The organism is Paenibacillus sp. FSL H8-0548, assembly GCF_038630985.1.
Classification (GTDB): domain Bacteria; phylum Bacillota; class Bacilli; order Paenibacillales; family Paenibacillaceae; genus Pristimantibacillus.
In genome coordinates, this window is the sequence record NZ_CP152049.1 from 4939982 (window position 1) to 4954467 (window position 14486).

Annotated in this window: 8 protein-coding genes and 1 pseudogene; 2 read left to right on the forward strand and 7 right to left on the reverse strand. The window is 44.4% G+C overall.

Going from position 1 to position 14486, the window contains the following annotated elements:
• Nucleotides 1–40 precede the first annotated feature (40 nt).
• Together MHI37_RS21540 and MHI37_RS21545 are read left to right on the forward strand one after the other, a co-directional pair.
• Nucleotides 41–1606: pseudogene (locus MHI37_RS21540) on the forward strand (catalase); the annotation flags it as partial.
• A 257-nt stretch (nt 1607–1863) separates the two neighbouring features.
• A complete protein-coding gene (locus MHI37_RS21545) occupies nt 1864–4407 on the forward strand; it encodes an S-layer homology domain-containing protein (RefSeq protein ID WP_144023701.1) in 2544 nt (847 codons plus the stop codon).
• 140 nt (nt 4408–4547) lie between these two features.
• Here MHI37_RS21545 and MHI37_RS21550 read toward each other — a convergent pair whose 3' ends face one another.
• From MHI37_RS21550 to MHI37_RS21580, 7 genes are all read right to left on the reverse strand, one after another.
• Nucleotides 4548–6431, reverse strand: coding sequence for a substrate-binding domain-containing protein (locus tag MHI37_RS21550; RefSeq protein WP_076337328.1), 1884 nt, complete (start codon nt 6429–6431; stop codon nt 4548–4550).
• Nucleotides 6428–7633 (reverse strand): response regulator, encoded by a 1206-nt coding sequence (locus MHI37_RS21555; protein ID WP_076337327.1) that lies wholly within the window; start codon nt 7631–7633, stop codon nt 6428–6430. Before MHI37_RS21555 ends, MHI37_RS21550 begins: the two co-directional genes overlap by 4 nt.
• 47 nt (nt 7634–7680) lie before the next feature.
• The gene (locus tag MHI37_RS21560) at nt 7681–9453 is read right to left on the reverse strand and encodes a sensor histidine kinase (RefSeq protein WP_076337346.1); all 1773 of its coding nucleotides are present in this window, start codon (nt 9451–9453) and stop codon (nt 7681–7683) included.
• Nucleotides 9454–9586: 133 nt separating this feature from the next.
• The gene (locus MHI37_RS21565; protein WP_076337326.1) at nt 9587–10630 is read right to left on the reverse strand and encodes an ABC transporter substrate-binding protein; all 1044 of its coding nucleotides are present in this window, start codon (nt 10628–10630) and stop codon (nt 9587–9589) included.
• Nucleotides 10631–10775: 145 nt separating this feature from the next.
• Nucleotides 10776–11819 carry a galactofuranose ABC transporter, permease protein YjfF gene (gene yjfF, locus MHI37_RS21570; RefSeq protein ID WP_076337325.1) on the reverse strand — a complete coding sequence of 348 codons (1044 nt, stop codon included), beginning with the start codon at nt 11817–11819 and terminating at the stop codon, nt 10776–10778.
• Entirely contained in the window at nt 11816–12826 is a 1011-nt protein-coding gene (locus MHI37_RS21575; RefSeq protein WP_076337324.1) for an ABC transporter permease, read from the reverse strand. Before MHI37_RS21575 ends, yjfF begins: the two co-directional genes overlap by 4 nt.
• Complete coding sequence (locus tag MHI37_RS21580) at nt 12798–14330, reverse strand: sugar ABC transporter ATP-binding protein (RefSeq protein WP_076337323.1); 1533 nt, start codon at nt 14328–14330, stop codon at nt 12798–12800. The genes MHI37_RS21575 and MHI37_RS21580 overlap by 29 nt, the downstream gene beginning before the upstream one ends.
• Nucleotides 14331–14486: the final 156 nt, after the last annotated feature.

A 14486-nucleotide genomic window follows, 5' to 3' on the forward strand; every position in this document is an offset into this window, starting at 1 on the left:
TGACATTTGCAAATATTGGAGGATGAACGTTATGGCATCAGATGAAACAAAGGATACCGTGCTGACTACTCGTCAGGGCCACCCCGTTGCTGACAATCAGAATATACGTACGATTGGAAACCGTGGCCCTTCTACGCTCGAGAACTACCATTTTATTGAGAAAATATCGCATTTTGATCGGGAGCGCATTCCAGAGCGCGTCGTACATGCACGGGGAGCAGGTGCGCATGGTTATTTCGAGGCCTACGGCAAGCTGGGCAATGAACCCATCGCGAAGTTTACTAAAGCCAAGCTATTTCAGGAGGCAGGCAAACAAACACCCGTTTTCGTCCGTTTTTCAAGCGTAATTCACGGCGGTCATTCACCTGAGACGCTTCGTGACCCGCGTGGATTTGCCACTAAATTTTATACAGAGGACGGAAATTGGGATTTGGTAGGCAACAATTTAAAAATCTTTTTTATCCGCGATGCTATGAAGTTTCCCGATATGGTGCATGCTTTCAAGCCAGATCCCGTCACGAATGTACAGAGCATGGAGCGTTTCTTCGACTTTGTTTCACAGTCGCCCGAGTCTACACATATGATTACTTTTTTGTTCTCGCCTTGGGGAATCCCGGCCAATTATAGACAAATGCAGGGCTCTGGCGTGAATACATACAAATGGATTAATGCAGAGGGTACCGGTATTCTAGTCAAATACCATTGGGAGCCGCTGCAAGGCATTCGAAACCTAACACAGGATGAAGCTGATCAGCTGCAAGGTAAAAACTTCAATCATGCTACTCAGGATTTGTACGAAGCTATTGAGCGCGGCGACTACCCTGCTTGGGAGCTTCAAGTACAGTGGATGAGCGACGACGAGCATAGTGAGCTTGATTACGATCCGCTCGACGATACGAAGCTGTGGGACACTGAGCAATTTCCGATGCTGCCTGTTGGCAAAATGGTACTGAATAAAAATCCGGAAAACTACTTCGCAGAGGTCGAGCAAGCCGCATTCGGCACGGGCGTATTGGTAGATGGGCTGGATTTCTCGGACGATAAAATGCTGCAAGGACGTACTTTCTCCTATTCCGATACGCAGCGCCACCGAGTAGGCACAAATTATCTCCAATTGCCGATCAATGCTCCAAAAAAAGAGGTTGCTACTAATCAGCGTGATGGTCAGATGGCTTTTTATGTAGACATTGCACCCGGCCAAAATCCGCATGTCAACTATGAGCCCTCTACAATGGGCGGATTAACTGAGGCAACACCTACTGGTGACCCCTATGAGCCTTACTATTCTGCCAAGCTGGTTAAGGAACCTATTGACCGCCAAAATAATTTCAAGCAAGCCGGTGAAACGTATCGTAAATTCGAAGCGTGGGAACGCGATGAGCTGATTTCGAATTTAGTCGGGGCACTAAGTACCTGCAGCACCGTTATTCGAGAGCAAATGATTAGCAATCTTACGGAAGCCGACAGCGAATATGGCAAACGAGTTGCCGAAGGACTCAAACAGGCAGATCAGCATCATAAGGATGCTGGACATGTGGGTACAGACATCGCCAACGAAGGCATGGAGCTGTCAGCAGAGCTGGGCCATTCTACGGACGGCTACTAAAAATAGAAATAAGCGAAGAATAAGCCGCCCTACTGCTTTTCAAAGCAGTAGGGCGGCTATTGTTCGTTCATCCGTCAGCCTTCACAGAGCGATACAATGAAGTTAGCAGCATGGATTGCCGTTTTCCAGTTGCCTCAAAACTTACCTGCCTATTTCAAGCTTCGAAGTTTGAGTTATATAACATATTGAGTATATCTAATTGATTCTTACTGCGTTACTATTTCATTAAGACTAATCAAAAGGTGAGGGATATAGAAATGTACAAACGTAGAGCATTAAGTTTTTTGTTAGCGCTTACTTTATTTTTTAGCACTTTTTTGATGTGCTTGCCCATGTCTTCACTAAGCGCAGCAGCATCATCCGATGGTATTGTGTGGGCACCCGAAATACAAACCGTGTATCAACCTCAATCTGGTGGTGTATGGTATCCCCGCATGTTGAAGCTGGATGCCGAGAACTGGCTTATCTCCTTTGATACTAATGAAGGCGGAGGCAATACGCGTGTTGTTGTCGTGCGTACCGAGGATGGAGGGAATAGCTGGTCAGATCCTATTACCGCTGTTAATGAAGTGGATGGTAATTCAGCAAATGGACAAATGCTGTTGCTGCCATCAGGCGATGTCTGGCTAGCTTATCGCAAAGTTGTCGAGAGCGGCGGTCAAGTTCATACATCGTTGCGTGTTAAGCAAAGCAGCGACGCCGGCGAGACATGGGGCGATCTGCCACAAGGCAGTGTAATTGTTGAAGAATCCGCTCCAAACTTCAAAGGAGTGTGGGAGCCTCATCTTGAACTAATTAACGGCGAAATCGTTGTACTGTATGCCGACGACGGCCCGAATGCAGTTGGAGCCACTAACCATCAAAACTTATATATGAAGCAATGGACTGAGTCGGGCTGGGGAGAACGTATTACAATAAGCGATGGAGTAGCAGCTGGCTCACGCGACGGCATGCCTGTCATTACGCGCATGAATGACGGGAGATATATGACAATTTTCGAAGCAAGCGATGTTCCTGGTCATCCTTTTGTCATAAAATTCAAAATTTCTAACGATGGGTTCAATTGGGACGGGCCTAGAGAGCATCTGTATACGCCAATTGAAGGCGGTAAAAAAGCGGGAGCTCCTTTCGTCATAACCTTGAGCGACGGCGGATTAGTAGCAGCATTTCAAACTGATGAAAATAGCAGCAATACAGGAGATGCGTATACTTCGATGCATACAATGGTCGCTGATAGCAACGGTGAAAACTGGGCGCATAAATCCCACACTTTCCAAGTTCCTTCAACTAATTCAGCTAATTGGAACAGCTTAATGGTCGTTGATTCAACGCATATCGTAGCTGCTACAAGCTCCAATTATCCAGTAAATAGCATCTATATTCGTCATGGGTACACCGCTATGCCACCAGCAACTAATCTAGTTAATAACGGCAGCTTTGAAAGCGGAAACATTTTAGGCTGGAGAACTTATGGCAGGGACTTTCCGGAGCGCATTCATCTTGTTCAAAATGAGAATATCGAACGCTCAGCTACGGATAACGGCGATTACTATATTAGCTTGAGCGGCATTTCCGAGCCGCGTTCAGCTTATATCGGGCAAAGTATTTCTAAATTGGATGATGGAACGTACACACTCACTGCCCAAATGCGCAGCAGCGGCGGACAAAATACTTGTGTTATGGAAGTTAAAGATTACGGAGGCGATATTCGAAGCATAGCATGTCCAACAACAGACGATTGGACAACCGTAACACTGGACAACATTCCGGTCAGCAGCGGTACGGCAACGATTGGCTTTTTTGTAACTAACAGCTCCGCCGAGCAGTGGGTAGATATTGATCAAATCCAATTTTCAATCCCAACTGAACTGACGGAGGATGTCGTTGCCCCAGCATGGCCGAATGATAGTTCCGTATCATCTTCTAATGTCTCTCAAACAGGCCTGACTTTAAACTGGACATCGGCTGAAGATGATGTCGCTGTCACACAATATAAGGTAACCTGGCAAGATAGAAATAAAGAAGCGATCGTTTCAGGAGATACCCTTAGTCTGAATGTGACAGATTTGCAAGCGGCAACGAATTATACGTTTAAGATTGATGCGGCTGACGAAGCTGGAAACTGGAGTGAGGATGGTCCGAGCATAACGGTAAGAACGAGTGGCAGCAGTTATACTCCCCCTGCACAGCTAGAACAGCCACAACCACCTGTCGTTGAAGAAGAAGAGTCAGAGGCTCCTGAGGAGCAGCAAGAGCAGCCACCGATCGTGTTTAAGGATGTTCCTGCAGGTCACTGGGCAGAATCTGCAATTAAGCAAGCAGCTAGTTTGAACATTATCAAAGGTCATCCAGACAATTTCTTTAAGCCAAATTCGCCAGCTACTCGCGCAGAGTTTATGGTAATGTTGTCAAATGCTTTTAAGTGGGACAATGAAAAAGCACCGCTTGCCTTCAATGACAGCGACCAGATTGGAACTTGGGCGACAGATGCTATTGCTCAAGGAATCCAGCTTGGTATCATTTCTGGTTATCCAGATGCAAGCTTCCGTCCAAACCAAAAATTGACAAGGTCTGAGATGATTGTATTATTGGCTAGAGCATTAGAGTTAACAATTAATGATATCGAGCACACCAGCTTTGCGGATGACGCATCTATTCCAAGTTGGAGTAAGGGAGCGGTAGAAGCATTGCGTGAGCTAGGCATTATTAATGGTCGCGAGAATAACAACTTTGCATCAAATGAGACTGCAACCCGTGCAGAAGCGCTCGTCATTATTATGCGAGTGTTAAATAACAAATGATTTATCATTAATAATAAAACTGATTTCCACTAAGTTAAAAAGGCACAATATGGCGTTATCCGCTGCCATATTGTGCCTTTTTGTATGGAGAAATCAATTCAAGGATTGCTCTTATGGTCGCTACCTTTCAAGGTTTGTCATTAATATTCCCTTGTAGCAAGCGCACGCTTAGCTGTCTCTTGGGTGAAAACACCCTCTGAAGTAATGATTTTCATAGGCAGCTCTTTTCCTGCCATGTAATCCTTCACGGCCTTCATCAGCTGAGGTCCGAGAAGCGGATTGCATTCCACTACAAAATTTAATTTGCCAGTGCCCAGCGCCTTTAACGCGGCTCTAGTCGCGTCGATCGAGATGATCTTGATGTCTTTCCCCGGCTGCAGTCCGAATTGTTCGATGGCTTCAATGGCTCCGAGGGCCATATCGTCATTGTGCGCGTACACCACATCGATGTTGCTGCCGTGCTCGGCCAAGGCATCAAGCATGAGCTTCTTCCCATTTTGCTGTGTGAAGTCACCTTGCAGGGATTGTATGATTCTATAGTTCTGTTCATTCTGGATAATTTCTTCGAACCCTTGCTTACGTCCCACTGTCGGGTCCGAATCCTTCGTGCCTTGAAGCTCTACGATATCCACAGGTACAGTGCTGTCATCGATCTCATGGACGAGCCACCTTGCCGAACGCCTTCCTTCCTCCACAAAATCCGAACCGATATACGCTGTCCAGAGGGAGTCATCGCTCACTTTAACCTCTCTATCGGATAAAATGACTGGAATTCCTGCCTGCTTCGCCTCGAGCAGCACCTCGTCCCATCCTGTTTTCACAACTGGAGAAAATACGATAAAGTCCACTTTTTTCGTGATGAACTTACGAATTAATTCGATCTGTTTGTCTTGCTTCTGGAGCGCGTTCTCGTAGAGCAGCTCAATGTTCTCTTCTTTCGCGGCATTAATAACGGAATTGGTATGCGCAAGACGCCAACCACCCTCTAAGCCAACCTGAGCAAATCCGATTTTAATAGGTCTTGCTTCAGTTATTTCTCTTACCGGTTTCGATTCAGGGTCCATCATCTTTCTTACATGATTATCTACATTCTCCCTCGTTATCTGATGGCTTCTCAAAATAACCTTCTTCGGAATCCCCTTCTCCTTGCTCAAAATATCAACCGCGTAGCGGATCGCTTCTCCGCCGCCGGTAGAACTGGTAAAGGTTCCGGTTAAGATGCCATTGTCGACTAACTGAAGCCCTCCTTTTTCCCCTACGACACCGTCCACACCTATAATCTTCACATCGGTAATTCCTTGCTTCTGAAGCGCGATGGACGCGCCTAATGCCATTGCATCGTTATGTGCAAAAATAAGGTCGATATTGGAATTGAACTGGAGTGCCTTCGTTAATTCATCCTCTGATTTATCACGCTGCCAGTCTGCGTAGATAGAATTGGTTATCCGAATGTCGTCGCGATCGTTAAGACCTTCACGAAAGCCTTCGCTGCGCTCCTCAACCATCGGCGATCCGTGTAGTCCGAGAATTTCAACAATCCGATTTTCTCCCGGCCCTAGCAGCTGCTTCGCATATTCGGCTGCCTTGCTTCCAATGAGCCGATTGTCAGTTCCAATATATAAGGTGTAATCATAGCCCGTAACACCCCGGCCCAGCACAATGACCGGTATTTTACTATAGATTTCTGTAATGGTAGGGGTAAGAAGAATCGGATCATCCAATGAGACGATAAGCAGGTCGATTCCGTAGCCCATTAGTTTATACAGATCCTCTTTCTGCTGTACGCTGTCGTTCCCCCCATCCGTAAAGATGACTCTCAAGTTTGGATAGGTGTCAGCACCTCTCTTAATCTCCTCATTCATTAATACGCGCCAAGGCTCATTCAAGTTTGGCTGCGACACGCCGATCAGAATTTTCACTTCATCACCGGGTTGGCTCGTATTTGAATTGCTGCAGGAGTATAAGCTGATTAGCCCCAAGAAAGCAGCAATAAAAAATATAACCTTAAATCGCACTACCCTCATGACCGGCTTCCTTTCCGATAAGACATTGGAGAAACCCCCGTTATTTTCTTGAAAGCTTTGCTGAAATAATGCTGGCTGTTATAACCCACCTTCTCAGCGATCTCATATACCTTATAGCTTGGGTCATTCATGAACAACACCGCTTGCTTGATACGCACCTCAGTCAAATAATCAATGAAGGACGACCCTATCTCTTTCTTTAGAAGCTTGCTCAAATAGTTAGGACTTACGCGAACTTGATCAGCAACCTCTTGTAGAGAAAGATTGGGCATCGCGTAAGCCTGCTCTACAGTCTTCTTTGCTAGCAAAACGACTGGCGACAAACTGCCCTTCATATTAATGTCTTTCACAAGCTCATTATAGATTCGATCAGCGCGAAGATAGTTTTCTCCTGCCATTCTATCTGTATAGATAACCATTCTTGCTAAAATTTCTTCAAATTTGTTTTGGATGGCCATACACAAATCGATCCACTCACTCTCGTTTTGGAGCGGAGAGAAAATTACGATATGACCTTTCTCATCATGAAATACGATGTGCGGGACTTTATTACTAAGGATATCCTCAACGATATTCTTAGAAGCAAAATCCAACAAATCCTTGGTCCACTCTTTCTTCACCGTACCCACATTTGTGCTCTGCACAACTTTAAATACGCCAATACGAGTTGATTCATTAATCGGGAGCTGCAAGTAGCTTAAATTCTTATTTACTTCAGCAGGCTCTACTAGGTCCCCTACCCACCGCCGCAAAAAATTATCACGAATCAGAATAGAATTAGTCACCAGCTGCTTATTCGTGAAGATGCGGTATTCGTCTTTCAGTTTTTTATTCGTCAGCTCTAGCAGCGCATTGTCGATCACTTCTTTTAACTGTACACGATCTACTGGTTTCAAGATGTAATCAAACACATTAAGCTTCACTGCCTTCTGAGCAAACTTAAATTCATCATACCCGGTAATGACGATGACCAGGCATTTAAATTCTATCTGCAACTCCTCTACGAAAGCTAATCCATCCATAAAAGGCATATTGATATCAACAAATACGAGGTCGGGTCTTGTCGCCCTTGCAAGTTCCAGCGCTTCGATCCCGTCCTCCGCCTCCCCGACAATTTGAATGCCTAGTTCCTCCCATGGAAGCACTTTCATTAATCCGCGGCGAATTCTAGGCTCATCATCAGCTATTAGCAGTTTCCACATAACGATCTCTCCTTTGATGATAAAGTTCTAGCTTCCAATTCATCCAGCTATAGCGGTAAGAAAACATCCACTCGGGTGCCTTCCTCATATACGCTATGAACTTGGATCCCATAGGACACCCCATAGGTTAAGCGAATCCGTTCATTTACATTGAACAAGCCAAAGCCGTCCTTATGCTCAGGATCTCCGACATTTTTCAGCCCCTGCTCAATGATTTCAAGCTGCTCCGGCTTCACGCCTATCCCATTATCGATAACGGACAACACGAGCTTAAAGTCCCTTATCTCTGTCTCGATTTGAATATGACCCTTCCCTTTCTTCATCTTAATACCGTGATAGATTGCGTTCTCTACCAATGGCTGAAGGATCAGTTTCAATACTTGGCTGTTCTTCAATTGGCTGGAGATATCATTAATTTGATAGCTAAGCTTGCCTTCATAGCGCATCATTTGAATAATCAAATAGCTCTCCACATGCTTAAATTCATTTTCAAGAGAAATTACTTCATTACCTCTGCTTAGCCCTATCCGGAATAAATTCGTAAGCGCGATTACAATCTCAACTATATCGTCAGCTTCACGATCTTGCGCCATCCATTGGATCGTGTCTAGCGTGTTATATAGAAAATGCGGCTTAATCTGTTCTTGAAGCACCTTCAACTCAGCTTCCCGTTTCCCTTTTTGTTCGGAGTAGACCATATGGAGCAGCTGTTCAATCTCTTGAACCATTTTGTTGAAGCTGTCGCCTAATTGACCGATCTCATCCTTCGAGCGGCCTTCGAATCGAAGATGCAATTCTCCCTCCTCTACTCTATGCATAATTCTGCGCAGCTTGCGAACAGGATTAATAATAGAATTCGTGAAGAACCAAGATACGAGGATGGCAAGAAATAGAGTGAAGAGTACGATAATAACGGTGTAAAATTGCCATTTGATCACAAAGGATTTTGATTCATCGAATGGAAACACACCGACAATTTTCCAATTAATATGTTCGAATTGATCCTGCATGATTTGAAAGGATCGATTGTTTATCATTTTCTCAAAATTCGTGTAACCGCTTTCTAACCATTCACTATTAATTCGATAAACGATAGGATTAACCGGCGAATATACAATGCCGCCATTTTCATCGGTAATATAGACGAACCCACTTTTTCCCAGTGACACTTGTTCAATCGTAGTTTGTATAATGCTTAGCTCCATATCGAGCAGGATAACACCCAATACCTGGTTTGTATTAGGAACCTTGAATGCCTTAACGAACGAGAGCACTTGATCAGCGCTGTAATTGTATTCAGCTTTTATATTTCTTCCTATTGGCTTGCTTATGAGCAAAACCTCATCCGGGTTGTTAACGGCCTGCTTGTACCAGGATTCAGAGGCTAATGGATCACGAATCATTCGGTCCAGCTTATTGCTAACATATTGGTCACCCTTATTAACCATTAAGATACCGGCAATTTCGGGATGTCTGTTCTCATACATTTCGATCACTTTCTCTACCTCTGCCCAAAGCTTTGAAGCTTCTAAATCGTCAGCCATCTCTTCAGAAGCTTCTGCAAAGAAGGTCATGACCTTATCGTCATTTGCTAGATATGCGAGTATGTTTTCCATTTCCTCGAAATAATGCGAGAGATTATTTTTAACTTGGCCCATCATCTGGATCGTATGCTCATTCGTTGTATCTTCTATGGATCGTTTATAAACAGCAGTCCCTACTGTGCTCAATGTGACAATCGATATTAAGATGATAATGACAAAATAAATGAGAAGCTTGAACCTGATGCTTCGATTTTGAAACCGTTGTATGAATTCCAAATTCCTAATACTCGCTATCACATTCTCACCTATTTCCTATTCTCTTTTCTTTCAGTATACAGCCACATTTTCACTCTGAAAATAACAAATTGCAAAGGGGCAAATGCCCCTTTGCAATTTGAAAGCTCTCAGATTAATACGTACGGTTTGGCAATGCGTCGATTGCTTTTTGACCGAAGAATACATCCTCATCTGATTTAATCCATTTTTCCAAAGTTTTTCCTTCTTTGTAATCAAGGATAGCTTGTCTCAATTGTGGTCCAAGCGCTGGGTTACATTCAACCGTTACATTCAATTTGCCGTCGCGGATTGCTTCAAAAGCAGGTTTGATTCCGTCTACCGATACGATGAAGATGTCGGTACCTGGTTTCAAGCCATACTCTTCGATAGCTTGGATTGCGCCAAGAGCCATATCGTCATTGTGAGCGTAAACCGCTTGAATGTTTTTGCCGTCGGATTTCAAGAATGCTTCCATAACTTCTTTACCTTTTGCACGTGTGAAGTCACCGGATTGCGATTTGATGATTTTGTAGTTAGGGTTTGTGTCAACGATTTCTTGGAAACCTTGTTGACGGTCGTTAGCAGCACTCGCGCCAACTGTACCTTGAAGCTCAACGATGTTTACTTGCTTGTCAGCACCAAGAAGTTCCATCATTGTTTTTGCAGCGTTTTGACCTTCAAGAATGAAGTCAGAACCAATGAATGAAGTGTAAAGGGACTCATCGCTTACTTTTACAGTACGATCAAGCAAGAAAACTGGGATGTTAGCTGCTTTTGCTTCTTCCAATACGGTTTCCCAACCAGTTTCTACGACTGGAGCAAGTCCGATTGCATCTACTTTTTGGGAGATGAATGTACGGATTGCTTTAATTTGGTTTTCTTGTTTTTGTTGAGCGTCAGAGAATTTCAGTTCGAATTGCGCATCGTTGCCGAAAGTATCTTTAATCGATTGTGTTTCAGCATCACGCCAGCCGCTCTCAGCACCGATTTGCGAGAAGCCGAGTACAATTTTCTTGTCTGATGCAGGCTCATTTGCAGGAGCTGTGTTCTCCGTACCAGTATTAGCTGGTGCCTTTCCTGTATTGTTGTTAGCTGCATTGCCGCCGCATGCTGAAAGCAAGAGACCTACTGCTAAAACGGTTGTCAATACAAAAGAACTTTTTTTGAAATTAAACATGTTCTTTGTTCCTCCCTTTATACTATGTGTTTTGTTTACATTATTAATATAAATTGTTTCAAGAAGATTGTATTTAGAAAATAACGTTATAATTTGCTATATTCAGCACTTATTAACATATTCGGCTGTGAATCTATCACAGCGTTTAAACGGATGCAGGAGTGTGCTGATCCCTTCCGCCAGTATTAGCCGGCAGCTCTGGAGCATGACTGATAACACGGCGTTTTTGTCTGCGGATAACGATAACTCTCTGCAAGAGAATGAACAGGAACAACAGGAATCCAACCACAATTTTTGTCCACCATGAGCTGAGCGTTCCTTGATACATGACGATGGTTTGAATAATACCCGAACAAATAACGCCCAGTAGAGGTCCAACCAGGTAGCCGAAGCCGCCTGTTAGTAGAATACCGCCGATTACACAAGCAGCAATTGCGTCCATCTCCATCCCCATCAAATGAAGATTGTAGCCGGACAGCATGTAGAACGTAAAGACGATACCGCCAAGCGCTGAACAAAATCCGCTAATCGTGTATACCAATATCGTAATACGCGGTACAGGAAGACCCATGAGTACAGACGAACGTTCACTGCCGCCAATTGCGAATACCGCTCGACCGAACTCCGTATATTTGGCAACATAGACGGCGAGGACGACGACGGCCAATGCGATGATAACACTAACCGAAATAAAATTTGATCCTACTAGATTAATTTTAAACTTCGAGATAGCCGTGTACGTCGAGTTTTCGATTGCGATACTTTGTGTCGTAATGAAATAACTTGCGCCCCGTGCCAGGAACATCCCGGCCAACGTTACAATCCACGGATGCAGATCAAAGCGTTGAATCAAATAGCCTTGTCCTGCGCCAAACAGGATACCCATGATTAAGCAAAGAGCCATTACAACATAGGGGTTCATGCCCTGCTGAAGCAGTGCAGCCGACATGACACTGACAAAGGCCACGACGGAGGCAACCGACAAATCAATTCCGCCTGTAATAATAACGAATGCAAGACCGGTAGCTACGATAATGAGATAAGCATTGTCGATAAATAGATTGAAAAATACTTGCCAAGAGAAGAAGCCTGTATAAAGTACAGAACCGGCTCCGTATAACAAAATGATAAGAAGCAGCGTCGAAAGAATGATAATGTTGTTCTGGTTAATTCGGAAGTTCAGCTTCATCCGATCACCGCCTTTTTATTCTTCTGTTGGAACATCTGTCTGAAACGATCGGATTGCATCAAGCTTACGATGATGACTACAATCGCTTTGACAACCATAATTCGCTCAGGCGGTACGCCCATCGAATAGATCGTCGTTGTCAGCGATTGAATGAACAACGCGCCGATTACCGTACCTGCTAGGAAGAAGCGTCCCCCGCGCATCGAAGTTCCGCCAATTACAACAGCCAATATCGCATCCAGCTCAATCCACAAACCAGCGTTATTAGCGTCTGCGCTGCTGATGTTCGAGCTCACGAGCAGTCCCGCAATCGCAGCGCATAAACCGCACACGATGTATACAAACAAGTAAATTTTCCGTGGTTCAACCCCTGCGTATTCACTGGAAACTTTGTTGGTACCTGTTGCTTCCAGGAACAAGCCAAGTGCTGTACGTTTCTTTAAATAAAGAACAAGAAGGAAAACGAATGCCGCAATAAAGATTGAGAATGGCAGTCCCAGAAAAAAACCTTTACCGATAAATCCGTAAGCCTGGCTATCCGTCGTCAATACTTTACCTTCTGTAATAAGCTGGGCTATACCGCGTCCAACGGTCATTAAGATTAACGTCCCTACCATTGGCTGAATGCCTAAGTAAGCAATAAGCACGCCATTCCATAATCCGCATAGCACACCGGCAAGCAGGGCAGCGCCTATCGCGATCCATAGCGGCACAACGCCAATCAAGGAAATAGCGACCGCTCCTGCAATAGCTAGAACGGAGCCTACAGAAATATCGATTCCTTCCTTCGCAATAACGAGCGTCATACCGATAGCGATAACCATAATAGGCGCAGCGCGGTTCAATATATCGATCAGGCTGCCGAATAAATGACCGTCTTTGATTTCAACATTGAAAAAACCTGGAACAAAAAACAAATTAAACAATAGGATAGCGGCTAAAGCTGTAATCGGCCATATTATTTTTGTATGCATGACATTAGCTGCCAGTTTGCGAATATTGCTCATCTGTTCCGCCTCCTTCTGCAATCATTTTCATAATGCTTGTTTCATTCATGTCATCGCCGCTGATCTCCCCAACCTGCATGCGATCACGCAGGACAACAATCCGATCCGCGCACTCAATTATTTCCTGGAGCTCAGAAGAGATAATGAGAATCGAAAGTCCCGACTTCGCCAAGTCCAATATCAGTCTGCGAATCTCACCTTTTGAACCCACATCAATACCGCGTGTCGGCTCATCTAAGATTAGCAATTTAGGCTCAGTTGCCAGCCACCGGGCTAGAATGACCTTCTGTTGATTACCGCCGCTCAAGTTATCAATTCGCTGTTCCATACTCGGTGTTTTGATACGCAGCAGGTCGATAAATTTTTGTGCAATTTCCTGTTGCTTCTTAAGAGGAATATAGTTGAAAATACCTTTTTTCGCTTGTAGCGCGAGTATAATGTTCTCACGTATCGTTAACTCGCCAACAATACCGGAAATTTTACGATCCTCTGGACAGAAGCCAATCCCTTTCCGAATCGCTTTCTTCGGACTCATCGATTGGAATTGCTCAGATCCCATCGTCATAACACCGCTATCTGATTGATCAATACCAAAGATCAGATTAGCAAATTCAGAGCGGCCTGAGCCGAGTAGACCAGCTAGTCCGACGATTTCGCCTTTCTTTACTTCCAAGCTTACAGGATTAATCGAACCTGCTCTCGTAAGGGATTTCGCCGACATCACAACTTCTGACGTGTAGCTCGACTCTGTCTTGCGATGCTCGTCCTCTTCTTTCCATTCACGGCCAATCATATGGGTTACAAGACTGCTCTTGGACAGCTTGCTTGTCTCATACTCGCCAACTAATGAGCCGTTCCGCAAGATCGTAATGCGATCGGATATATCATAAACTTGGTCAAGGAAGTGAGTGACAAATACGATTCCCATACCTTCGTCACGAAGCTTGCGCATAACCGTAAACAACTGCTGCACCTCTTGAGTATCAAGACTCGATGTCGGTTCATCCAATATAAGAACACCGCTGGACATATCCACCGCTCTCGCAATCGCAACCATTTGTTGAATCGCTACTGAATAATCGGCTAGAGATTTTTTTACGTCTAAGTTTAGATTCAACCGCTTCAGCAATTGCTCACTATCAGCGTGCATTTTCTTCCAGTCAATTGATCCTCTGCGCTTTGGCACGCGGCCGATATACAAATTCTCTGCTACCGATAGATTCGTACATAAGTTAATCTCCTGGTAAACGGTACTGATCCCAAGGCTTTGAGCCTCCAGCGGAGACCTAGCTGTAATTACTCTCCCGTTCAACTGCACCTTGCCTTTATCCATCGGGTGAACACCGGTTAATACTTTTATCAAGGTCGATTTGCCCGCGCCGTTCTCTCCCATTAATGCGTGGACCTCGCCTTTTCGCAGGGTGAAGTTCACGTCGCTAAGCGCCTTCACACCAGGGAAAGTTTTGCTTACCTCTTCCATCGTTAGTAATACTTTTCCGCTCATTAGGCCACTCCTTCCTTTATGAACACTCTATTTTTATGATCATCTATAATTTTACGTAATCTAGAGGTTCATGTATTTACACACAAATGGTTTTTTATATACTATTCGGTTCTTTTGTTTAGCTAATTATTAAATATCAACAAAAACCGCCACCCC